Here is a 22478-nt window from a genome sequence, read left to right on the forward strand (position 1 = left end):
GGAAGACAGGCCCCTAGTCCCGCGCCAGCCCCCACCGCGCCCGCAGGCCCCCCACCCGCTCGTCCGCGGCCACCGAGGCCGCGCCGTCCGTCACCGTCTCGTACACCGCCAGGATGTCCGCGCCCACCGTCGACCAGTCGAAGCGCCGCACATGCGCGCTGCCCCGCTCGTGGAGCTCCTGGCGGCGGGCCGGGTCGCCCAGGAGGCGGATCGCCGCGTCCGCCAGGGCGTCCGCGTCCTCGTTGGCGAACAGCTCGCCCGCCGCGCCCTTGTCCAGCACCTGCGTGAACGCGTCCAGGTCGCTGGCCAGCACCGGCGCGCCCGCCGACATGGCCTCGACCAGGATGATGCCGAAGCTCTCGCCGCCCGTGTTGGGCGCCACGTACACGTCCACGCTGCGCAGCAGCCGCGCCTTGTCCTCGTCGCTGACCATGCCGAGGAACTCCACCCGGCGGCGCATGTCGACCGGGAGCGAGGCCACGGCCTCCTCCTCGTCGCCCCTGCCCGCGACCAGCAACCGGGTCTCCGGCAGGGCCTCCAGGATCCTCGGCAGCGCCTTGATCAGTACCGGCAGGCCCTTGCGCGGCTCGTCGATCCGGCCGATGAAGCCCAGCGTGCCGCCCTGCCACTCCGGCCTGGGGTCGGCCTTGGCGAAGAAGTCGACGTCCACGCCGTTCGGGATGACCACCGCGTCCCCGCCCAGGTGCTCCACCAGCGTCCGGCGGGCGTACTCGCTCACCGCGATCCGCGCGCTGATCTTCTCCAGCGCCGGCTGGAGGATCGGGTACGCCGCGATCATGGCGCGTGAGCGCGGGTTGGACGTGTGGAAGGTCGCCACGATGGGCCCCTGCGCCGCCCAGCACGCCAGCAGCCCCAGCGACGGCGACGCAGGCTCGTGGATGTGGATCACGTCGAAGGTGCCGTCGTGCAGCCAGCGCCGCACGCGCGCCGCCGACAGGAAGCCGAAGTTCAGCCGCGCCACCGAGCCGTTGTACGGCACGGGCACCGCGCGCCCCGCCGAGACCACGTACGGCGGCAGGGGCGTGTCATCGTCGGCGGGGGCCAGCACGGACACCTCGTGCCCGAGCCGGATCAGGTGGTCCGCGAGGTCACGGATGTGGAACTGGACGCCGCCCGGCACGTCCCACGAGTACGGGCATACGATGCCGATCCTCACGACGTCACCCGGCTCCGGTCAGGGCCCTGGCCCCGGCCCCGGTCGTCGTCCAGGTCCGCGAGCCACAGCCGCTGCAGCATGTGCCAGTCCTCCGGGTGTTCGGCGATCCCGGCGGCGAAGGCGTCGGCCAGCGCCTGCGTCATGATCGCGGTCTTCTCCGCCCGCGTCCCCGTCTCGGGCACGTCCACCGGCGGATGGACCCGCGCCTTCATGACCGGCGTGCCGTCGTACCAGAGCGTCGCCGGCAGCAGCAGCGCACCCGTCTGCTGGGCCAGCATCGCGGGCCCGCCCGGCATCCGCGCCGCCTCGCCGAAGAACGTCACCTCGACGCCCGACGCCGACAGGTCCCGGTCCGCCACCAGGCACACCAGCCCGCCCGCGCGCAGCCGCCGCGCCAGGGTCCCGAACGCCGACCCGCCGGTGTGCGGCAGCACCTCCATGCCCAGCGACTCGCGGTACGCCACGAACCGGTCGTACAGCGACTCCGGCTTCAGCCGCTCGGCCACCGTCGTGAACGGCACGCCCAGCGACCGGGTCACCCACACCCCGGCCAGGTCCCAGTTCGCCAGGTGCGGCAGTGCCAGCACCACGCCGCGCCCGGAGGCCAGCCCGTCCGTCAGGCGGTGGACGTCCCGCACCTCGACGCCGTCCGCCACGCGCCGCGCGCTCCACGAGGGCAGCCGGAAGGACTCCATCCAGTAGCGCATGTACGAACGCATCCCGGCCCGGGACAGCTCGGCCAGCCGCTCCGGGGACGCGTCCGGCACCACGCGTGCGAGGTTGGACTCCAGCCGCAGCACGCCCTGGCCGCGCCGCTTCCACGCCGTGTCGGCGATGCGCCGCCCCAGGCCCGCCGCCACCGGCTCGGGCAGCTTCTTCATCGCCGCCCAGCCCAGCCCGTACAGCGCGTCCGTCAGCCGGTCCTTCGCCCCGCTCATGTGGCCTCACTCCCCCGCGCCCCGGCGGCGTCCGCTTCCGCGGCCTCGCGCCGCACCGTCACCACACGCTGCCCCAGCGTCACCGCGCTTCCCACGGCCACCAGCCACAACGCGATCGGCAGCAGCACCTGGACGCCCGGGACGCCGAAGCCGTGCAGTCCGGCGAGACCCGCCGCCACCAGCGAGACGACCAGCCGCTCCGCGCGCTCGACCAGGCCGTTCACCGCCACCGGCAGGCCGATCGACTCGCCCCGCGCCTTGGTGTACGACACGACCTGGCCGCTCGCCAGGCAGAAGATGGCCACGGCACACATCACATTGTCGTCGCCCTTGCCGGCGTACCACAGGGCGAAGCCACCGAAGATGGCCCCGTCCGCGACCCGGTCCAGCGTCGAGTCCAGGAAGGCGCCCCAGCGGCTGGAGATCCCCGCCTGGCGGGCCATGTTCCCGTCCACCAGGTCGGAGAACACGAACAGCGTGATGACGATCGTGCCCCAGAAGAACTCGCCCCGCGGGAAGAAGACCAGCGCCCCGGCCACCACCCCCGCCGTGCCGATGAGCGTGACGGCGTCGGGGCTCACTCCGCGGCGGAGCAGAAACGCGGCGAACGGTGTGAGAACACGCGTGAAAAACGCACGCGCGTACTTGTTCAGCATGGCCTTCCCGAGGGTCGGTGAGCCGCGCGGCCCCATCGGCCACCGGCTGGCCCATCGTAGCCAGCACCGCCCCGCCCACACCCCGGGGCACCACGCACCCCACGTGGCATCGGCGAATACCCGATACCCGACGCACGCGTATGTCTGTCGTATGGACGCGGCCTGACCGGAGTGGAAAGCTCGAAAGACCACCGCGGGCACCGCCGGAGCTGCCCCGCTTGAGGATCGCTCCCCCGCGCCCGCGCCCCCCACCTCCACCGTGCACGCACCGTGCACCGGCGATCAGGAGGAAGAAACCATGGGCGACAAGGCGAACACCCACCCAGGAGCCGCCGGCAGGGCTCTTACGGCCGACCAGCCCGCATCGGTACGGAATGTGGTGCTGGTCGGCCACAGCGGATCCGGTAAGACCACCCTCGTCGAGGCCCTCGCGCTGACCGCCGGCGCGGTCAACCGGGCAGGACGGGTCGAGGACGGCGCCACGGTCTCCGACTACGACGAGATCGAGCACCGTCAGCAACGCTCCGTACAGCTCTCCCTCGTCCCCGTCGGCTGGGACGGCTACAAGATCAACCTGCTCGACACCCCCGGTTACGCCGACTTCGTCGGGGAACTGCGGGCCGGCCTGCGCGCCGCGGACGCGGCCCTCTTCGTCGTATCGGCGGCCCAGGAGGCCGACGCCGTCGCCGGCTCCACCCGGATGGTGTGGGAGGAGTGCGCGGCCGTCGGCATGCCCCGCGCCATCGTCGTCACGCACCTCGACACCGCGCGCACCGACTTCGAGCGGCTCACCCAGGTCCTCGCCGACATCTTCGGCGGCGACGACCCCGACGCCATCCTCCCCCTCTACCTGCCCGTACTCGGCCCCGAGGCACCCGACGGGCACGCCCCCGCCACCGGACTGGTCGGCCTGCTGACCCAGAAGATCTTCGACTACTCCTCCGGCGAACGGAGGGAGAACCCACCCGACGACACCCAGCGCGACCTCATCGCCGAGGCCCGCAACCGGCTGATCGAGGGCATCATCGCCGAGAGCGAGGACGAGACCCTCATGGACCGCTACCTCGGCGGCGAGGAGATCGACCTCAAGACCCTCATCGAGGACCTGGAGAAGGCCGTCGCACGCGGCACCTTCCACCCCGTCCTCGCCGCCGCCCCCGCCGCCCCCGGCGGCAAGCAGGGCCTCGGCACCGTCGAACTGCTGGAACTGATCACCCGCGGCTTCCCCACACCCCTGGAACGCGAGGCGCCCGCCGTCACCACCCCGGACGGCCGCCCGCGCCCGGCGATCACCTGCGACCCCGACGGGCCGCTGGTGGCCGAGGTCGTCAAGACGGCGTCCGACCCGTACGTCGGCCGGATCTCGCTGGTACGCGTCTTCTCCGGGACCCTGCGCCCCGACGAGACCGTCCACGTCTCCGGGCACGGCCTCGCCGACCGCGGCCACGAGGACCACGACGTCGACGAGCGCGTCGGCGCCCTGTCCGCGCCCTTCGGCAAGCAGCAGCGGCAGATGAACCACTGCATCGCCGGCGACCTGTGCTGCGTGGGCAAACTGGTCCGCGCCGAGACCGGGGACACGCTCTCCGCCAAGGACGACCCGCTCCTCATGGAGCCCTGGACGATGCCCGAGCCGCTGCTGCCGCTCGCCATCCAGGCCCACAGCAAGGCGGACGAGGACAGGCTCTCCCAGGGCCTCGCGCGCCTCGCCGCCGAAGACCCCACCATGCGCCTCGAACAGAACCAGGACACCGGTCAGGTCGTCCTGTGGTGCCTCGGTGAGGCCCACATGGACGTCGCCCTGGAACGGCTGCGCACCCGCTACGGCGTCCAGGTCGACGCCGTACCCCACAAGGTGGCCCTCCGCGAGACCTTCGCCGACAGGTCGGCGGGGCGCGGACGGCACGTCAAACAGTCCGGTGGACACGGCCAGTACGCCATCTGCGAGATCGAGGTGGAACCGCTGCCCCAGGGTTCCGGCATCGAGTTCGTCGACAAGGTGGTCGGCGGCGCGGTGCCCCGCCAGTTCATCCCGTCCGTCGAGAAGGGCGTACGGGCCCAGGCCGCGAAGGGCGTCGCCGCCGGGCACCCGCTCGTCGACGTACGCATCACCCTCCTCGACGGCAAGGCGCACTCGGTGGACTCCTCCGACGCCGCCTTCCAGACCGCCGGCGCCCTGGCCCTGCGCGAAGCCGCCGCCGACGCCCGGATCAACCTCCTCGAACCCGTCGCCGAACTCCAGGTCCTCGTCCCCGACGAGTACGTCGGCCCGGTCATGAGCGACCTCTCCGGCCGCCGGGGCCGCGTCGTCGGCACCGAACAGGCCGGACCCGGGCGGACCCTCGTCCGCGCCGAGGTGCCCGAGCTGGAGATCGGACGGTACGCCGTCGACCTCCGCTCCATCTCCCACGGCACGGGCCGGTTCGACCGGACGTACGCGCGCCACGAGCCCATGCCCGCGCACGTCGCGGAGAAGGTCCGCGAAAAGTCCGCAAGCTGACCCGAATCCATCCGAATCCATCCCGAATCGATCAGCCGCCCACCGCAACCGTCCTGAGGACCACCCGCGGTGGGCGGCATTCGGCCGTCTCCGGACACCGGACCGTACGCCCCGATAGGCTGTACTGCTCGGCTCAGGGCGGCCACCAGGTGTGCCGGGCACGGTCGTTGGGAAGGCCGCAGAGCGGACAGCTGTGAGAGGTGGGGGCGGCGGCAGTGACGACGATGGACAGTTTCAGCCCCGGGGCGCAGGTCCCGATCCAGGGCTCGGCCGGACAGATGGCGGCGACGCACGCGCTCGCCTCCGCCGCCTACCGCGACGACAAGATGGAGAAGATCCTCGACGCCAACAACGAATGGCACGAGTCGACGGTGAAGAAGGGCAAGTTCTCCCTCTTCGCACCCAACCTCGGTGAGGCCTTCTCCCGCGCCGTACAGGTCCGGATGCTGGGCGGCGCCCGCAAGCCGCTGATCCAGTCCTTCGGCGCCGAACCCCAGACGGTCGTCGAGCACTGCCTGGCCGCCACCAACATCCGCAGGCGGCGCGACAAGCTCCTCACCCTGATCACCGTCTTCTTCGGCGTCGTCTTCCTGCCCGGCATGCTCGCCTGGATGACGGTCTTCCAGGTGCGCAGCGCCCTCGCCAAGACCTCCGCCGACAAGAAGGGCTCCGGCGCCCTGGGCACCGGCCTCCTCGTCGGCATGGGCATCCTCGCCGTCCTCTTCCTGCTCCGGCTGCCCTTCACCGGCTTGCTGGGGCTCTACCTCCGCATCATGGTCGTCGCCCCGGTCGTCGGCTGGTTCCTCGCCAAACGCGTCTGCGAGCGCACCGCCAAGGACCTGCGCGCCCGCTGGGACTCCCTCCTCAGCGGCGGTGGCGGCATCGGCCCCAAGATCCCCGAAGCCGTACCCCAGGACCCCAACGAGACCGCCGCCGAAGAGCTGCGCCAGTCCCTGGAGAAGCTCACCGCCGAGCAGCGCTCCAACGTCGTCTTCTACGCAGGCCCCAAGGGCATACTCGGCATGGGCACGCGCTGGGGCAGCTGGCACCTCGCCGAGGAGCTGATCCCCAAGGAGGGCAAGGAGATCCACGCCTTCCGCACCTGGGACGTGATCCGCCCCATCCATGACCAGCTCAAGATGCTCGAACGCGGCACTCTCAAGACCGGCTTCCCCACCCCGTCGGTCAGCCACTGGATCGTCTCCCCCGTCGGCGAGGGCGCCAAGGAGGTCGCGCGGCCCGAGGGCGAGGACGTCGTCGCGTACCAGGTCAAGCCGCACGAGATACAGCGCATCTGCAACGAGAACCAGTTCGGCAAGGGCAACCGCCACTACCTCGGCGTGCAGTTCGTCCTCTGGGACGGCCAGCTGGTGCTCACCATGATGGTCACCGTGACCGCCCTGCTGCACACGCTCCGCATCGAGGTCACCGGCCACGCCCTCGGCCCCGTGCACTCGCTCTTCACCACGAAGCCGGAGGCGCCGAAGAAGGAGGTCTCCAAGACCATCCGGTTCTGGGAGACCAAGGAGGTGCTGCTGCCGCTGATCACCAACGACGAAGTCGTACGGCTGGCCGTCCGCGCCCCGCTGACCTGGTTCCCGCCGGTCCTCGACTTCCTCGGCGGCAAGCTCGTCCTGCCCGAGCCCTTCGGCCTGCGGCACGCCTGGGCCGCCCAGCCCTGGCGCCACCGCTTCATGGCCGACGACGCCATCCGCGCGGCCACGCCCGTACTGCGGGCGGTACACGCCGCGACCATCAAGATGCTCGACGATCACGGCGTGGACACGGAGCGCTTCACCAACCGCTCGATGGTGCTCAGCGGGTTCGTCCAGGACCCGATGCCGAAGAAGGCGGACGTGTACGACGCCTGACTAAGCGGTCGTCGTCGGCCAGGCGTCGGCGAGCATCCGGCGGGTGTCCGCGAGGAGTTGCGGCAGCACCTTGGTGTGGCCGACGACCGGCATGAAGTTGGTGTCGCCGCCCCAGCGCGGCACGATGTGCTGGTGCAGATGGGCGGCGATCCCGGCGCCGGCGGCGCTGCCCTGGTTCATGCCGATGTTGAACCCGTGCGCACCGGAGGCGGTGCGCAGGGCGGTCATCGCCTGCTTGGTGAGCACCGCGAGCTCGGCGGTCTCGGCGTCGTCGAGCTCGGTGTAGTCGGCGACGTGCCGGAAGGGGACGACCATGAGGTGCCCGCCGTTGTACGGGTAGAGGTTCAGCACCGCGTACACCTTCTCGCCCCGCGTGACGATCAGCCCGTCCTCGTCGGACTTCGCCGGGATGGTGCAGAACGGGCAGCCGTCGTCGGCCCCGGGGCCGGTGGGCTTGTTCTCGCCCTGGATGTACGCCATCCGGTGGGGCGTCCACAGGCGCTGGAACGCGTCAGGCGTCCCGACTCCGATCTGCTGCTCCGGCTCAGTCGTCATGCGAGCCAGCATATTCGCTGGCGTACGGGCGGATGCGGCGAGGGGCGGACCCGTCCGGGACCGCCCCTCGCCTCACCTCCGGGTCAGACCTGGACGCGGCGCTCCACGACGTCGAGGAGCTTGGCGATGGCCTCGTCCTTCGGGATGCCGTTCTCCTGCGAACCGTCGCGGTAGCGGAAGGAGACGGTGCCGGCGTTCATGTCGTCGTCGCCGACGATGACCATGAACGGGACCTTCTGCTTCTGCGCGTTTCGGATCTTCTTCTGCATCCGGTCCGAGGAGGCGTCCACCTCGACCCGCAGGCCCTTCTTCTTCGCCTCGGCGGCGAACTCCTGCAGGTACGGCACGTGCGCGTCACCGACCGGGATGCCGACCGCCTGGACCGGAGCCAGCCAGGCCGGGAAGGCGCCCGCGTAATGCTCCAGCAGCACGGCGAAGAACCGCTCGATCGAACCGAACAGGGCGCGGTGGATCATGACCGGCCGCTGCTTGGAGCCGTCGGCCGCCGTGTACTCCAGGTTGAACCGCTTCGGCTGCTGGAAGTCGACCTGGATGGTCGACATCTGCCAGGAACGGCCGATGGCGTCCCGCGCCTGGACCGAGATCTTCGGGCCGTAGTACGCCGCGCCGCCCGGGTCCGGGACCAGCGGCAGGCCCTGCTTCTCGGCCGCCTGGCGCAGCGCCTCGGTGGCCTCCTCCCACTCCTCGTCCTCGCCGATGAACTTGTCGGACTCGGGGTCGCGGGTGGAGAGCTCCAGCTCGAAGTCGGTCAGGCCGTAGTCGCGCAGCAGGTCGAGGACGAAGGTGAGGAGCGAGTCGAGCTCCTGCGGCATCTGCTCCTTGGTGCAGTAGATGTGCGAGTCGTCCTGGGTGAAGCCGCGGGCGCGGGTCAGGCCGTGCACCACGCCGGACTTCTCGTACCGGTAGACCGTGCCGAACTCGAACAGTCGCAGGGGCAGCTCGCGGTAGGACCGGCCGCGCGCCCGGAAGATCAGGTTGTGCATGGGGCAGTTCATCGCCTTCAGGCGGTAGTTCTGCCCGTCGAACTCCAGCGGCGGGAACATCGCGTCCGCGTAGTTCGGCAGGTGCCCGGAGGTCTCGAAGAGCTGCTCCTTCGAGATGTGCGGCGTGTTGACGAACTCGTAGTCGGCGTCCTCGTGGCGCTTGCGCGAGTACGCCTCCATCTCGCGGCGGACGATGCCGCCCCGGGGGTGGAAGACGGCCAGGCCGGAGCCCAGTTCCTCCGGGATGGAGAAGAGGTCCAGCTCGGCACCCAGCTTGCGGTGGTCGCGCTTCTCGGCCTCGACCAGGAAGTCGAGGTACGCCTTCAGCTCGTCCTTGGACGGCCACGCGGTGCCGTAGATGCGCTGGAGCTGCGGGTTCTTCTCGCTGCCGCGCCAGTAGGCGGCAGCCGAGCGCATCAGCTTGAACGCCGGGATATTGCGGGTGGTGGGCAGGTGCGGGCCGCGGCAGAGATCCTTCCAGCACAGCTCGCCGGTCTTGGCGTCGAGGTTGTCGTAGATCGTCAGCTCGCCGCCGCCCACCTCGGCGTCGGCGCCCTCGGCGGCCTGCGCGGCGTTGCCCTTGAGGCCGATGAGCTCCAGCTTGTACGGCTCGTTCGCCAGCTCCTCGCGGGCGGCCTCATCGGTGGTGACCCGGCGCGAGAACTTCTGGCCTCGCTTCTGGATCTCCTGCATGCGCTTCTCGATGCGCTTGATGTCCTCGGGGGTGAACGGCTCCGCGACGTCGAAGTCGTAGTAGAACCCGTCCTTCACCGGCGGGCCGATGCCCAGCTTCGCCTCAGGGAAGAGCTCCTGCACGGCCTGCGCCATGACGTGCGCGGTGGAGTGCCGGAGGATGTTCAGGCCGTCCTCGGAGGAGATCTCGACCGGCTCGACGGTCTCGCCGTCGCGGACCTCGTACGCGAGGTCCTTCAGCTCACCCGCAACGCGCGCCGCGACGATGGTGCGCTCGCCGGCGAAGAGGTCGGCGGCGGTAGTGCCCGTCGTCACCACGCGCTCTTCCCGCTCGGAATCGCGTTGGATGATCACACGGACGTCTGACACCGGTCTCTCCTGACTGAAGGGGGAAGCACTGCGTTGCATTGCATTGCAATGCATTACCGCATGGTACCGAGCCGCCCGACCCACCCGCGAAACGGTTTCCCGGAGTCCGGAGGTCAGTCGGCGGACCCGTCCGACTCCCCGAAGAAGCCCAGGTTCTCCTGGAGGGACTTCATCAGCCGGTCCCGCTCCGCCTCGTCGACCTGGACGAGTACGACGTCGGAGGCGTCCGTCAGCCGCCGGAAGCCGCCCCTGCTCTCCAGCCGCCCGGTGACGCGCAGCGGCAGGCCGTGCAGGTGGGCGTGGCCGGCCGTGCGGTACGCGTCCTCGTCCAGGGCCACCCGTACGTGCGGTACCTCCGCCCCGGCGAGCACCCGGAGCCGTACGGTGCCCGGCCCGCGCGGTCCCGACCGGCGGAGGCGTACGACCGCCCCGGTGAGGCGAACGGGCACGGAGGGCTCGTCCTGGAGGTAGCGGGCGCCGGCCTCGCGCAGGGCGGGCAGGTCCCCGGGCGAGAACTCGACCGGTTCGGGGCGGGGCGCGCACCCTTCGGGCGCGCCGGCGGCGGGGGCCCAGGCGAGGGTGATCGCGGCGCCTTCGGCGCCGCGTACGAGGGCGATGAGGGCCTCGGTGAGCTCGCGGCTGGCGCCCGCCTCGACGGCGGCGTCGAAGGCGTCGTGGCGTCCGGTGGTCCGCTGGTAGTCGACGGCCTCGCGGGTGGCGTACAGGGCGTGGTAGAGCCGTGCGGTGACGGCCCGGGCGGGGTCGACGGGGACGAAGGCGGTGAGGCCGCGCCCGCCGGGGGCCGCCGCCACGAGGACGCCGTCCAGGAGGGCCTGGGCCTGCCGCCGGTGGCGTGCGCCGTGGTAGCGGGCGCGACCCCGTACGGCGAGGGCGCCGGCGAGGAGGATCTGGCGGGCGGCGGAGCGGAGCTGCTCCTGGGCGGTCCAGGTGGCGGTGGAGGAGGGGCCGGGGGGCGTGTCGCGCCACCAGCGGATCTCGTCGCTGGGCACGGTGAGGCCGACGAGCACCTCGCGGGCGGAGGGCGCGGGACAGCGGGCGAGCGCGGTGAGGGCCTCGCCGAGGAGGTCGTCGCAGTCCGGGAAGGCGCGGCTCTCGGGGACGAGGAGGCTGATGGGCGTGGTGCCGGGCCCCGGCGGGGTCCACCGGCTGTAGCGCCCGGTCGCGCCGCCGCGGCGCCGCCAGCCGTGCCGGCCGAGCAGCGCGCCGAGGACGAGGGGGTCGACGCGGGCGGGGTCGAGGGCCGGGCCGGGGGTTCCGGGGGCGGGGCCGGGGGCCGCGCCCGTCCACGGGGACGGGACTCCGGTCACGGGGTGGGGGTGGGGCCGCATGGGCTCGTCGGTCGGCCGGTGCATCAGGGTCTTCCTCCCGCCCCGACCCGGGCCATGATGTCGCACAGTGCCCGGTCGTCGAAGATCCGTGTGGTGGGGATGCGCACGGTGGTGCGGCGCCTGCCGGTGACCGGGTGGCCCGCGAGGTTGGTCCAGTAGCAGCAGTGCCGCAGGTCGAGGCGGTCGTGGCCGGCGCGCAGCCATTCCTCCCGGACCCTGGGGACGATCATCACGACCAGGATCTTGTGCACGGCGACGGGGGTCCGGGCGAGCTTCACCAGGTGCTCGTTGTCGAGGGTGAAGGAGAACGTCGGCCCCGGGGGGTGCGGCGGGATCTGGTACGTGGCCTTGAGCTGCACCTTGACGGTGACTTCGTCGTCGACCACGTGCCCGGGGGCGCTGTGGCTGACGTGCCAGTCGATGCCGTTGTCCGGGAAGGGCTGGGAGAGCGAGCAGCCGGCGGCGGCCGCGACCGCGTGGAGGTAGCCCACTTGGAGGGTCTCCATGCAGGCGGTGGTGGCGAGTGCGCCCCGCAGCGGTGCGATCTGCTGGGGAAGCAGCCCCCCGGGTTCGGGCTGCGCGAGCGCCATGGCTCTTCATGCCTTCCAGGCGACGACGGGGCGTCAGTTCGACCACCCCTCACCTGTGTTGTCACCGCGTTGCGTACGGTGCAAACGGCGCGGGTATCACCGTTCCGGGCAGATGGCATGACGCCATGTGCCGGGCACGCGCGAGGAGTTCGGGGTATGACGCTCTGGTACGAGGGGCCCCTGGCCGCATTCGACACGGAAACCACGGGAGTTGACGTCGAGCGGGACCGGATCGTGTCGGCCGCCGTCGTCGTTCAGGACACCGCGGGCGGGCGGGTCCGGGCCACGCGGTGGCTGGTGAACCCGGGCATACCGGTGCCGCGCGAGGCGACGGAGGTGCACGGCCTGACGGACGATCACCTCCAGCGCAACGGGCGCTGGCCTGCTCCGGTGATGGAGGAGATAGGCCGGACGCTGGCGGAGCACTGTGCGGCGGGGCGGCCGCTGGTGGTGATGAACGCGCCGTTCGACCTGACGCTGCTGGACCGGGAGCTGCGCCGCCATCGCGCCTCGTCGTTCGCGCGCTACCTGGAGAACGCGCCGCTGTGCGTGCTGGATCCGCGGGTGCTGGACAAGCACCTGGACCGCTACCGCAAGGGCCGGCGCACCCTGACGGACCTGTGTGCCGAGTACGAGGTCCCGCTGGAGGGGGCGCACGACGCGGCGGCGGACGCGGCGGCGGCGCTCGAGGTGGTACGGGCGGTGGGGCGGCGGTTCGCGGCGCGCCTGGAGCGGCTGTCGCCGGCGGAGCTGCACGCGCTGCAGGCGGTGTGGCACGCGGCGCAGGCGCGCGGGCTGCAGGCGTGGTTCGCGCGCAACGGGTCGGAGGAGGCGGTGGATCCGGCATGGCCGTTGCGCCCGGAGGTACCGGCGGCGGCCGCGTAGCCCCCGGTCTCCCGTGGGACACGAAAAAGCCGGTCCGTACGGTGACGGACCGGCTCTTCCCGGCGGTGGGCGATACTGGGTTCGAACCAGTGACCTCTTCGGTGTGAACGAAGCGCTCTCCCACTGAGCTAATCGCCCGGGAACGCACTGAACCATACAGGTCCGGGTGCGTTTCCTTCAAACCCGTTACGGCCCCGGCCCGCATGCGCCGGGTGTACTCATGCGCATCTGAGTACGAGCACCGATGCCGCGGCGGCGTGACAGGCGCCACACTCCGCCGTATGGACAACATTCCGCCGCCCGCACAGGAGCTCGCGCTCGTCGAGCGTGAGCTGGTGCAACTGGATGCGCGCCGCGCGCAGTTGCTGGCACGCCGGGCCTGGCTGCTCAGCGTGCTCCACCCCCCTCTTCCGCCCGCTCCGCCGGTGGCGGGGCGGGAGACCTCACCGCGCAGCGCGCAGAACGTGCTGCTGACGCTCGGCGGGGCGCTGCTGACGGTGGCCGCCGTCGCCTTCACGCTGGTCAGCTGGGGCCACTTGGGCATCGCCGGCCGCGCCGCCGTCCTCGGTGTCGTGACGGCCGTGGCGCTGGCGGCGCCGGTGGCGCTGCTGCGGCGGGGGCTGGCGTCGACCGCGGAGTCGGTGGCGGGGCTGGGTCTGGTGCTGATGGTGCTGGACGCGTACGCGCTGCACCGGGTGGCGCTGCCGGACGCGGGCGGCCTGGGGTACGCGGCGGTCGCCTCGGGTGTGCTGGCGGTGTTGTGGGCGGGTTACGGCACGGGGGTCGCGCGGCTGCGGCTGCCGCTGCCCGCGGCGGTGGCGGCGGCGCAACTGCCGCTGCCGTTGGGGGCGCTGGCGGCGGACGCCGGGGCACTGCCGGTGGCCTGGGCGATGCTGGTGACGGCGGGGCTGGACGCGGTGCTGGCACTGTGGGCGCGGCCGTCGCCGGCGGTGCGCGGGGTGGCGTGCGCCGGGGCGTGTGCGGCGGGCGCCTGGGCGGTGCTGACGGGTGTCCGGCTGTCGGTGGGGGCGGGCGGCGCCGGTGGGGCCGTGCTGCTGCTGGGGGCGTCGGGCCTGGCGCTGTACGTGGCGTGGCGCACGGCCGCGCTCCGGGAGGACGTGACGGTGGTGTGCGCGGCGGCGGCGGGCCTGGCGGCCGTGGCCGGTGCGGGCGGGTTGCTGCGGGGGGTGCTGCCCGCGGGGTGGGTGGTGCCGGGGTACCTGCTGTGCGCGGTGGCCGTGGCGGCGGTGGCCGGTGCCGGACGGGTGCCGGGTGGTGTGCGGCTGGGGCTGCTGGGCGCGTCGGGCGTGGTGCAGGGCCTGTCGGTGGCGTGGGCGGCGGCGCCGCTGATGATGGCCGTGGTGGTGCCGGGCTTCGGGGTGCCGTGGTCGACGCCGGTGGTGCTGGTGACGGTGGCGGCGGTGCTCGCGGTGGTGCGGTGGACGGCGGCCCGTTCGGGCGCGCTGATCGTGGCGTCGGCGGCGGCGCTTTCCCTGCCGGAGGCGGTACGGCTGCCGTACGCGGCGTCCCTGGCGGCGCAGCTGGTGCTGACGGCGGCGCTGCTGGCGCTGGTGGCCCGTCCGCAGGCGCTGGCGCGGCGGCTGCCGCAGCAGGGCGCTGCGGCGGGTGTCCTGGCGGCTGTGGCGCTCGGTTGCGGGCTGGCGTCGGCCGGGGCCGCCGCGTGGGCGGCGAGTGCCGGGCCGGTGGCCTCCGTGGTGGTGGCGGGGGTGCTGGCCGTGCTGTTCGCGGGCGCGGCGCTGACGGCGGTGACGCAGGGCGTGACCGTACGGGCGGTGGCGGCGTGCGTGGCGGTCGTCGCGGCGGCGGGGTGCGTGGGCGCGGGCGCCGGGCTCGCGGCGCTGTCCTCGCACGGCACGGCGCTCGCGCTGCTCGCGGTGCCCGCGGCGACCGTCGCCGTGGGCGCGCGGCTGCGGCTCCACCCGGTGGCGCTGCCGGTCGAGCTGACCGGTGCGGGCGCGGCGGTGGTGGCGGTGGGGCTCGCGGCCGGCCGTCCGGCGCACCTGGCGCTCGTGCTGGCGCTGTGCGGCGTATTGGCGGCGGCCACGGCGGTGCGTCCGGAGCGGCGCCCTGTCGCCGGGTACGCGGCCGCGGTGCTGTGCGTGGCGGCGACGTGGGTGCGGCTGGCGGCCTCGGGGGTGTCGGCACCGGAGGCGTACACGCTCCCGGTGACGGTGCCGGCCCTGGTGGTGGGCGTGCTGCGCAGGCGGCGCGACCCGGAGGCGTCGTCGTGGGCGGCGTACGGCCCGGGGTTGGCCGCGACGCTGGTGCCGAGCCTGTTCGCGGCGTGGGGTGACGCCCAGTGGGCGCGGCCGCTGCTGCTCGGGCTGGGGGCCCTCGCGGTGACGCTGGTGGGGGCGCGGCTGCGGCTCCAGGCGCCGCTGGTGCTGGGTGGTGTGGTGCTGGCGCTGGTGGGGTTGCACGAGCTGGCGCCGTACATCGCGCAGGTGGTGGGTGCGCTGCCGAGGTGGCTGCCGCCGGCCCTGGCGGGGCTGCTGCTGCTCGCGGTGGGGGCGACGTACGAGCAGCGGTTGCGGGACGCGCGCCGGCTGCGCGAGAGGGTGGGCCGGCTGCGCTGACCGCACGGGCGCGGGCGGGCCGGGTACGCCGGAGGCCCGGAGACGTGATCACGTCTCCGGGCCTCCGGTCCGGGTGGTGGGCGATACTGGGTTCGAACCAGTGACCTCTTCGGTGTGAACGAAGCGCTCTCCCACTGAGCTAATCGCCCGGGCGCACCGCAAACATTACCGCATGTCAGCAGGTGCCTCCGACCACCCCGGGAGGGGCCGGTGAGGGTTGTCCCGTCAGCGGGGGATCTTCCACGGCATGACGATGCCGTACTTCCACACGTAGACACCGACGAGCGCGGCGATGATCACCAGACCGATCGTCGTGAGGATGATGTTGCGCCGACGTACCCTCGGGTCGAGGGCGCGCTGCGCCGCCTCGGTGACCTTCCGCTTCGTCCAGCGGAGCACCAGCTGCGCCCAGACGAACTCGGTGGCCCAGATGGCCATGCCGCCGAAGATCACCACCCAGCCCGGGCCGGGCAGCGGCAGCATCACGATGCCCGCCCCGACCACGGCGAGGCCGACGACGAACACGCCGACCTGCCAGCTGAGGTGCAGCGTGCGCCGCGCCTTGATGAAGCCGGGTGCCCGCGAACCGAGCGCCGGTTCGTCGGTCTCGCGGCCTGTCACGTCCCCCGTGGCGGGTTCCGGAGCAGCCGGTTCGGCGCCCCTCCCCCGCTCGTCACTCTCCGCTTTCATGAGGCCCAACCTACCGGACGAGGCGGGGGCACCGGAATGGCCGTATAACCACCGGTTACACACCGCCATACGAGCGAGCTCAACCATCACAAAACAGACAGAGGGGTTTACAACGGCACCGTAGGTGGCATGTCGATTTCGCCGACGTGCGAATCCCCGAGCGCACACTGAGCGAAAGGCCCTGGCGCTTATGAACACCACGGTCAGCTGCGAGCTGCACCTGCGCCTCGTTGTGTCGAGCGAGTCCTCACTGCCTGTACCGGCGGGCCTGCGGTATGACACGGCCGATCCGTATGCCGTGCACGCCACCTTCCACACCGGAGCCGAGGAGACGGTCGAGTGGGTGTTCGCCCGCGACCTTCTCGCCGAGGGGCTGCACCGCCCCACCGGAACCGGCGACGTCCGTGTCTGGCCGTCTCGCAGCCACGGCCAAGGCGTCGTCTGCATCGCGCTGAGCTCCCCGGAGGGAGAAGCCCTGCTCGAGGCCCCGGCGAGGGCCCTGGAGTCGTTCCTGAAGCGGACCGACGCCGCCGTCCCCCCGGGCACCGAGCACCGACACTTCGACCTCGATACGGAGCTCTCGCACATCCTGGCCGAAAGCTGACCGGCTGACGAGCTGAGCGGCTGAGCCAGGCCGAGAGCCGCACGGCGCCGTCCGACTCGGGGCGACGGCGCCGCGCGGACAACCCCACACGGCCACCGACAGGCTGTACAGGACGGACACCCGCGCCGTCACGGTGAACCCTCGCCGTGACGGCGCGGTCGTGTGCCGCCCAACCCGCGAAGCCCGGGAAGCCCGCGAAGCCCGGGAAGCCGGTACGAAACCGGCACGCATCCGGTGGCGCGCGCACGAGCCGCTAGAGTCGGCGCCACATGCGGCGGGCGCCCGCCCACCGCATCAGGCCAGGGAGCGGAGCGGAATTCGTGCTGATCCCCCACGACACCCGGATCGCCCTCGACACCGTCGTCGACTTGATGAACACGGCGCCCGAGGACGGGCGGGACGACATACTCGGGGACGTCGCCGCCTTGTACGCGTTCGTACGCGACCACCACGTCAGCGGCGTCGGCGAGCTCGACACGCGGGATCTGAAGGCGGTCCAGGACGTACGGAAACGGTTCGCCGAGGTGTTCGCGGCGCCCGACGCACACACCGCCGCCGACCTGATCAACCAGCTGGTGGCCGCGGCCGGCACCACACCGCAGCTCACCGACCACGACGGCTACGACTGGCACGTGCACTACTTCGCGCCGGGCGCGTCGGTCGCCGACCACCTGGCCGCCGACTGCGGCATGGCCCTGGCGTTCATCCTGGTCGCGGGCGAGCGGGAGCGGCTGCGGCGCTGCGAGGCGCCGGACTGCGGGCGGGCCTTCGTCGACCTGTCCCGCAATCGCTCCCGCCGCTACTGCGACAGCCGTACCTGCGGTAACCGTCTGCATGTGGCGGCGTACCGGGCCCGCCGCAAGGAAGCCACGACCGGCTGATCCGGAGCCGGAGCGGGAGTCGGGGCCGGGGTCGGGGCCGGGTCGGGGTCACAGCAGGAACAGGTCATGGACGGCGGCCATGAGCAGCAGGCAGCCGATCACCCCCAGGAAGATCATCAACGGGGGCTGGGACAGCGCGAAGAGGCAACCGCGCGGCTCTTTCGTGGTGGCGGGAGGACGCTCCCGCGAGGTATCCAGCATCTCGGGGCCGATGATGGCGCAACCGGACGCCCGATGATCGGGGAACGGCCCTTCCCACACGCTTGTGGGGGACGTCGGTTCCCCGGAGGCCCTTCAGCCGCTCCGCACAGGGGACGCTTCAGATGCCGTGCTTCTTGAGGATCGCCTCGATGTCGCTGAAGTCGTCGGCGGGGGCGGGGCCGGACTTCGAGGCGGACTTCGGGGCGGACTTCCCGGCGGGCCGGCGCGGTGCGGCGGAACCGGCGCCCAGGGAGGGCGCCGACGCGGCCGGGGCGACCGCGTCCGGCTGCGCGCGCCTGCCGGCCCTGCGCCGCTCGACGGCCCTGCCGGTCGCGAACAGCAGCCACGCCACGCCGAGCACGCCGAAACCGGCCCACGCCACCGGGCTGAAGGCCGTCCACTCCACGGCGCCGGTCATCACCAGTCCGAGCGGGACGAGCGCGTAGGCGGCGATACGGGTGGCGGCGAGGAACCGCCTGCGGTACGCGGCGATGGCCGCGATGCCCAGCCCTGCCGCCGACACGGCGGAGCAAACGGTCTCGGCGAGCATCCGGTCCTCCAGGGCCTGGGCGGTGGCGAGGTCGCACGTGTTCGGGTCGTACACCCCTCGGGTCATACGTCCCCTCCATCCTGCACCGGGCGCGCACCCGGCGGCCACGGTCCCCGGCCAACCTCAGGGAGATCTCCGGGTTGGGGACCCGCGGCCCCTGCTGGAAAACTGGCCTCATGACTGACTCCCCCACCGACCACACCGCCGACCGCGCCGCCGACCGCGCCGCCGGGCCCGTCGTCCTCGACGTCTGGTGCGAGCTCCAGTGCCCCGACTGCCACGCCGCGCTGGAGGACCTGCACGACCTGCGCGCCCGCTACGGCGACCGGCTGGAGGTGCGGCTGCGGCACTTCCCGCTGGAGCGGCACCAGCACGCCTACGCTGCGGCGCAGGCCGCCGAGGAGGCGCTGGAGCAGGGCAAGGGCTGGCCGTACGCGGAGGCGGTGCTGGCCAGGACAGAGGAGCTGGCGTCGCGCGGGGAGCCGCTGCTGCTGGAGGTGGCGGCTGAACTGGGCCTGGACACCGAGGAGTTCGACACGGCGCTGATCGACGGCCGCCACCTGCTGGCCGTGGACGCCGACCAGGCCGAGGGCAAGGCGATCGGCGTCACGGGCACGCCCACGTACGTGATCGGTGGCGAGCGGCTGGACGGCGGCAAAAGCCAGGAGGGTCTGCGCGAGCGCATCGCGGAGATCGCCGACCGGCTCCTGACCCAGGCCTAGGCCTAGGCGCCGACTCTCAGACGTGCAGGACGGCGACCAGGCCCCGCGCGCGGCTGCCGTCCGGCAGCTCCCAGGCACCGGCGACATGTCCGGCGGCCCCCTCGGGCAGGTCCGCCGGGCCGTCGGAGCCGGGGCTCAGGATCCGCCGCAGGACGAGCGTCGCGCCGTCCGGTGTGGACAGCTCGGTGCGGTCCGGATGGTCGACGACGGTGGTGAAGTCCGCCGGGACCGGCCCGTCGCCGGTGAAGGAGCGGGCGACCTCCTGGTCGACGGCGTCGCTGACGCTCTGGGCCTGGGCCTGCACCCGGCCCTCGATCAGGGCGAGCAACTGGGCGGTGAGGACCGGGTCGTGACAGCCGTCGTAGACCCATCGCGTACCCAGCACGCCGTGCTCCGCGGTGCTGACGAGAGCGTGCCCCGCCCCGTCCAGCGGGGCGCCGCGGTAGGTGAGCGGCACCAGGTAGCCGCCCGGTGCGGAGGCGCCGTCGGCGCCCGGTGCGGCGTCGGTGACCACCATGAACTCGATGCCGACCTCCCCCTCCGGGTCGTCCAGCCGGAAACCGCCGGCCTTGGTCAGCCGCGGTTCGCCGTCGCCGAGGTACCAGGGGCGTGAGGGCAGCCAGGCGGTGAGCATCTCCAGCTTGCTCGGGGTGATGGTGGTCTGGTGGATGACGGCCATGCCGGGGACTCTCCTCCGTCGGACGATGTACGTACCAAGATCCACAAGGTACGCCGCGGCCTCACCGTCTGCCTAGACACCCCCTAGAGCAGGGGCTTGAAGCGGTGGAGGTGCGTGGTGGCGTAGCCGAGCGACTCGTACAGCCGCGTCGCCGGGGTGTTGCCCGCGAAGACGTGGAGGGCGATGCGGCGCAGCCCCCAGCCGTGGGCGGTGCGCTCGGCGGCGAGCATCAGGGTCCGGCCGTAGCCCCGGCCGCGCTGGCCGTCGGCGACCTCGATGTCGTACACGTACGCGACCGGCTCGCCGCCGGGGTCGAGCGCGCGCCGGCCGGTCCATATGTGGCCGGCGATCACGCTCTCGTCGCGTACGGCCACGTGGAAGGCGGTGCCCTCGGTGGCGAGGCCGTCGGGGAGGCTCGTGCGGTGGCTGGTTTCGGACGCCGCCCTGGCCTGGGCCTCCGGTACGCCGCGGGTGATCCAGCCGCGGGCGAAGGTTTCCCGGGCCGTGGCGTACCACTCCTGGAACTCTGCCTCGCTCATCGGCCGAACCGTCACGCCGTCGTCGGGCGGCGTGGGCGGCGGCCCCTCGAGGTCCTTCACCATGGTGCGGCCGCGCTCGGTGTAGCCGAGGGCTTCGGTCATGCGGAGCGCGACGGTGGCCTCGACGGGGACGACGACCTGGATCTGGCGGCAGCCCCAGCCCCGCAGGACCTCCTCGGCGGCGAGCGCGGCCACGGTGGCGCGGCCGCGCCGCCGGTCGGGCTCGTCGACGCGCAGCGAGCGGACGGTCCCGATCGCCGTGCCGAATCCGGGCAGGGTGCCGAGCTCGACCGCGCCGACGGGACGGCTGTTCACGCAGATGTCGTACGAGCGTGAGCGCGTGCCGTCGGGGGCCTGCTGAAGCGGCCCGGTCGGCCGCAGGGTGGTGGTCATCAGCAGTGTCCTACCCACCCCGCGACCGGGGGCTCACATCTGGGCGGCGCGCTCCGCGAAGATCCGCATGGCCTTGGCGGTGACCGGGCCGGGGGCGCCGGGCAGGTCGCGGCCGTCGACCCGGTGGACGGCCTGGACGTCGCGCAGGGTGGAGGTCAGGAAGATCTCCTCGGCGCTCCGCAGGACGTCCATCGGCAGGTCGGTCTCCTGGGCGCCGGTCCACTCCACGGTGAGGGCGCGGGTGATGCCGGCGAGGCAGCCGGAGGCGAGCGGCGGGGTGTGGAGCTGCCCGTCGAGGACGACGAAGACGTTGGAGCCGGTGCCCTCGCAGAGCTGTCCGACGGTGTTGGCGAAGAGCGCCTCGGAGGCGCCCTGCGCGTGCGCCTGGGCGAGGGCGACGACGTTCTCGGCGTACGAGGTGGTCTTCAGGCCGGTGAGCGCGCCGCGCTCGTTGCGGGTGAAGGGGACGGTGATCACGGCCGTGGTGTCGGGCCGGTGCTTGGCCTCGCCGAGGGCGACGATCAGGGTGGGCCCGGTGTCGCCGCGCTCGGAGCCGAGCGGGGACAGGCCGCCGGTGTAGGTGATGCGCAGCCGCCCGAGCGGCATGGGGTTGGCCTCCACGACTGCGGCGCAGGCGCGGCGCACCTCGTCGAGGTCCGGATCGGGCAGGCCGAGGCCGCGGGCGGAACGGGTGAGCCGGTCGAGGTGCGGTTCGAGCGCGAACAGGCGGCCGTCCTCCGCCTTGACCGTCTCGAAGATCCCGTCGCCCACGGTCAGGCCGTGGTCCAGCACGGAGACCCGGGCGGTGTCCGCGTCGCGCAGCCCGCCGTCGACCCACAGCTTCATTGTCCGATGGTCCTTCCACTCGCCTCGTACGTCCCCGACGCTACCGCGAGCAGCCGCGACGCCTTGAGTTCGGTCTCGGCCCACTCGCGCTCCGGGTCGGAGCCCCAGGTGATGCCGGCGCCGGTGCCGAAGCGCAGCACGGCGGCGCCGTCCGCGCGGTCGATCCAAAAGGTGCGTATGCCGACGGCGAGCTCTCCGGTGCGGCGGTCGGCGTCGACCCAGCCGATGCCGCCGCAGTACGGACCCCGGGGCGCGGTCTCCAGCGCCTCGATGATCTTCAGGGCGCTGGACTTGGGAGCGCCGGTGACGGAGCCGGGCGGGAAGGTGGCCCCCAGCAGCTCCGTCCAGCCCGCTCGCGGGGCGAGCTCGCCGCGCACGGTGGAGACGAGGTGGACGAGTCCGGGATGCGCCTCGACGGCGCAGAGCGCGGGGACGGTGACCGATCCGGTGGCGCAGACGCGCCCCAGGTCGTTGCGGACCAGGTCGACGATCATCACGTTCTCGGCGTGGTCCTTGTCGAGCAGGTCCTCGGGCGTGCGGCCGGTGCCCTTGATCGGGCCGGACTCGACGGTGCGGCCGTCGCGCCGCAGGTAGAGCTCGGGGGACGCGGTGGCGATCTCCACGCCGTGGGCGGGCAGGCGAATCGTTCCGGCGTACGGGGCGGGGTTGCCGCGCGCGAGGAGCGCGGTGAGCGCGTCGACGTCGGCGGCGGCGTCCGGCAGGGGCGCGGAGAGCACCCGGCAGAGGTTGGCCTGGTAGACCTCGCCCGCCGCGATGTGCTCCCGGATCCTGCGGACGCCCGCGGTGTACGCGGCGCGGTCGAGTGACGACGTCCAGTCGCCGGTGGCGGGTCCACGCCAGGCGCCGGGGACGGGCGCGGGAACCGGGGCCGTACGGACGTCACCGAAGCGGGCGCAGGTCAGACGGCCTTCGAAGTCGGCGCTGACCGCCCAGAAGCCGGTCGAGTCGAGGGCCTCGGGGTCACTGGTGACATCCCGCAGGTCGGTGGCGAGGAGGCCGCCGAAGCGGGCCAGAGGAGCGAGGTGGTGCACGCTTGCGAGTCTATGGCGGGGGCCGGTGGGACGGCGCCGGGCGAGGTCAGCGCAGCACGCTGGGCAAACGCGTTTTTGTACTGGCCCGGGAATCCGCTAGAGTTCAACACGTCGCCGGGACGCGAAAGCGAAACGGA

21 protein-coding genes and 2 tRNA genes are annotated in these 22478 nt (G+C 72.7%); 7 read left to right on the forward strand and 16 right to left on the reverse strand.

Translation table 11 applies throughout. The features are described 5' to 3' along the window. Positions 1-13 precede the first annotated feature (13 nt). The 3 genes from AB0A69_RS30855 to pgsA are packed head-to-tail and all read right to left on the reverse strand — an operon-like array spanning position 14 to position 2771. The gene (locus AB0A69_RS30855) at positions 14-1177 is read right to left on the reverse strand and encodes a glycosyltransferase family 4 protein (protein WP_361428875.1); all 1164 of its coding nucleotides are present in this window, start codon (positions 1175-1177) and stop codon (positions 14-16) included. Next, on the reverse strand, positions 1174-2115 hold the full coding sequence (locus tag AB0A69_RS30860; RefSeq protein WP_361428877.1) for a phosphatidylinositol mannoside acyltransferase: 942 nt from the start codon (positions 2113-2115) through the stop codon (positions 1174-1176). The genes AB0A69_RS30855 and AB0A69_RS30860 overlap by 4 nt, the downstream gene beginning before the upstream one ends. Continuing rightward, positions 2112-2771 (reverse strand): phosphatidylinositol phosphate synthase, encoded by a 660-nt coding sequence (gene pgsA, locus AB0A69_RS30865; RefSeq protein ID WP_361428879.1) that lies wholly within the window; start codon positions 2769-2771, stop codon positions 2112-2114. Before pgsA ends, AB0A69_RS30860 begins: the two co-directional genes overlap by 4 nt. A 298-nt stretch (positions 2772-3069) precedes the next feature. On the opposite strand from pgsA, the gene AB0A69_RS30870 reads away from it, so the two are divergent. Both AB0A69_RS30870 and AB0A69_RS30875 read left to right on the forward strand, forming a co-directional pair. After that, the gene (locus AB0A69_RS30870; RefSeq protein WP_361428881.1) at positions 3070-5271 is read left to right on the forward strand and encodes an elongation factor G-like protein EF-G2; all 2202 of its coding nucleotides are present in this window, start codon (positions 3070-3072) and stop codon (positions 5269-5271) included. A gap of 224 nt (positions 5272-5495) precedes the next feature. Continuing rightward, positions 5496-7142 carry a hypothetical protein gene (locus AB0A69_RS30875; RefSeq protein ID WP_361428883.1) on the forward strand — a complete coding sequence of 549 codons (1647 nt, stop codon included), beginning with the start codon at positions 5496-5498 and terminating at the stop codon, positions 7140-7142. Here AB0A69_RS30875 and AB0A69_RS30880 read toward each other — a convergent pair whose 3' ends face one another. The 4 genes from AB0A69_RS30880 to AB0A69_RS30895 all read right to left on the reverse strand — a co-directional run bounded on the left by AB0A69_RS30880 (position 7143) and on the right by AB0A69_RS30895 (position 11702). Then, positions 7143-7709 (reverse strand): HIT domain-containing protein, encoded by a 567-nt coding sequence (locus tag AB0A69_RS30880; protein ID WP_361428885.1) that lies wholly within the window; start codon positions 7707-7709, stop codon positions 7143-7145. A 71-nt stretch (positions 7710-7780) separates the two neighbouring features. Continuing rightward, positions 7781-9763, reverse strand: coding sequence for a threonine--tRNA ligase (thrS, locus tag AB0A69_RS30885; protein WP_361428887.1), 1983 nt, complete (start codon positions 9761-9763; stop codon positions 7781-7783). Between the two features lie 113 nt (positions 9764-9876). After that, positions 9877-11139, reverse strand: a complete 1263-nt coding sequence (locus AB0A69_RS30890; protein ID WP_361428922.1) for a hypothetical protein — start codon at positions 11137-11139, stop codon at positions 9877-9879. After that, a complete protein-coding gene (locus tag AB0A69_RS30895; RefSeq protein WP_361428889.1) occupies positions 11136-11702 on the reverse strand; it encodes a DUF4365 domain-containing protein in 567 nt (188 codons plus the stop codon). The genes AB0A69_RS30890 and AB0A69_RS30895 overlap by 4 nt, the downstream gene beginning before the upstream one ends. 156 nt (positions 11703-11858) lie before the next feature. Between AB0A69_RS30895 and AB0A69_RS30900 the strand changes: the two genes are divergently transcribed. After that, positions 11859-12587, forward strand: coding sequence for a 3'-5' exonuclease (locus AB0A69_RS30900; protein WP_361428891.1), 729 nt, complete (start codon positions 11859-11861; stop codon positions 12585-12587). Between the two features lie 66 nt (positions 12588-12653). Here AB0A69_RS30900 and AB0A69_RS30905 read toward each other — a convergent pair. After that, positions 12654-12725 (reverse strand) — tRNA-Val (locus tag AB0A69_RS30905). Between the two features lie 143 nt (positions 12726-12868). Between AB0A69_RS30905 and AB0A69_RS30910 the strand changes: the two genes are divergently transcribed. Beyond that, positions 12869-15184: a hypothetical protein gene (locus tag AB0A69_RS30910; protein ID WP_361428893.1), complete on the forward strand. Its 2316-nt coding sequence runs from the start codon at positions 12869-12871 to the stop codon at positions 15182-15184. A 74-nt stretch (positions 15185-15258) separates the two neighbouring features. Here the strand turns inward: AB0A69_RS30910 and AB0A69_RS30915 are convergent. Together AB0A69_RS30915 and AB0A69_RS30920 are read right to left on the reverse strand one after the other, a co-directional pair. Further along, positions 15259-15333: transfer RNA gene (locus AB0A69_RS30915), tRNA-Val, on the reverse strand. 76 nt (positions 15334-15409) lie between these two features. Next, positions 15410-15874 carry a TIGR02611 family protein gene (locus tag AB0A69_RS30920; RefSeq protein WP_361428895.1) on the reverse strand — a complete coding sequence of 155 codons (465 nt, stop codon included), beginning with the start codon at positions 15872-15874 and terminating at the stop codon, positions 15410-15412. 190 nt (positions 15875-16064) lie between these two features. On the opposite strand from AB0A69_RS30920, the gene AB0A69_RS30925 reads away from it, so the two are divergent. Together AB0A69_RS30925 and AB0A69_RS30930 are read left to right on the forward strand one after the other, a co-directional pair. Beyond that, positions 16065-16478, forward strand: a complete 414-nt coding sequence (locus AB0A69_RS30925) for an SsgA family sporulation/cell division regulator (protein ID WP_003959770.1) — start codon at positions 16065-16067, stop codon at positions 16476-16478. Positions 16479-16798: 320 nt separating this feature from the next. After that, positions 16799-17359, forward strand: a complete 561-nt coding sequence (locus tag AB0A69_RS30930; RefSeq protein WP_361428897.1) for a CGNR zinc finger domain-containing protein — start codon at positions 16799-16801, stop codon at positions 17357-17359. Between the two features lie 48 nt (positions 17360-17407). Here AB0A69_RS30930 and AB0A69_RS30935 read toward each other — a convergent pair whose 3' ends face one another. Both AB0A69_RS30935 and AB0A69_RS30940 read right to left on the reverse strand, forming a co-directional pair. Beyond that, complete coding sequence (locus AB0A69_RS30935; RefSeq protein ID WP_361428898.1) at positions 17408-17560, reverse strand: hypothetical protein; 153 nt, start codon at positions 17558-17560, stop codon at positions 17408-17410. 118 nt (positions 17561-17678) lie between these two features. After that, positions 17679-18110 carry a hypothetical protein gene (locus tag AB0A69_RS30940; RefSeq protein WP_361428924.1) on the reverse strand — a complete coding sequence of 144 codons (432 nt, stop codon included), beginning with the start codon at positions 18108-18110 and terminating at the stop codon, positions 17679-17681. Between the two features lie 176 nt (positions 18111-18286). Here AB0A69_RS30940 and AB0A69_RS30945 point away from each other — a divergent pair, with 176 nt between their 5' ends. Then, complete coding sequence (locus tag AB0A69_RS30945; protein ID WP_361428900.1) at positions 18287-18832, forward strand: DsbA family protein; 546 nt, start codon at positions 18287-18289, stop codon at positions 18830-18832. Between the two features lie 16 nt (positions 18833-18848). Here the strand turns inward: AB0A69_RS30945 and AB0A69_RS30950 are convergent, their stop codons facing one another. From AB0A69_RS30950 to AB0A69_RS30965, 4 genes are all read right to left on the reverse strand, one after another. Next, positions 18849-19511: a 1,4-alpha-glucan branching protein gene (locus tag AB0A69_RS30950; RefSeq protein ID WP_361428902.1), complete on the reverse strand. Its 663-nt coding sequence runs from the start codon at positions 19509-19511 to the stop codon at positions 18849-18851. 83 nt (positions 19512-19594) lie between these two features. Next, positions 19595-20443 (reverse strand): GNAT family N-acetyltransferase, encoded by an 849-nt coding sequence (locus tag AB0A69_RS30955; protein ID WP_361428904.1) that lies wholly within the window; start codon positions 20441-20443, stop codon positions 19595-19597. Positions 20444-20476: 33 nt separating this feature from the next. Continuing rightward, entirely contained in the window at positions 20477-21289 is an 813-nt protein-coding gene (locus tag AB0A69_RS30960; RefSeq protein WP_361428906.1) for an aminodeoxychorismate lyase, read from the reverse strand. Beyond that, on the reverse strand, positions 21286-22341 hold the full coding sequence (locus tag AB0A69_RS30965; protein ID WP_361428908.1) for a chorismate-binding protein: 1056 nt from the start codon (positions 22339-22341) through the stop codon (positions 21286-21288). Before AB0A69_RS30965 ends, AB0A69_RS30960 begins: the two co-directional genes overlap by 4 nt. Between the last annotated feature and the right edge of the window lie 137 nt (positions 22342-22478).

The organism is Streptomyces sp. NPDC045431 (assembly GCF_040646655.1).
Classification (GTDB): domain Bacteria; phylum Actinomycetota; class Actinomycetes; order Streptomycetales; family Streptomycetaceae; genus Streptomyces.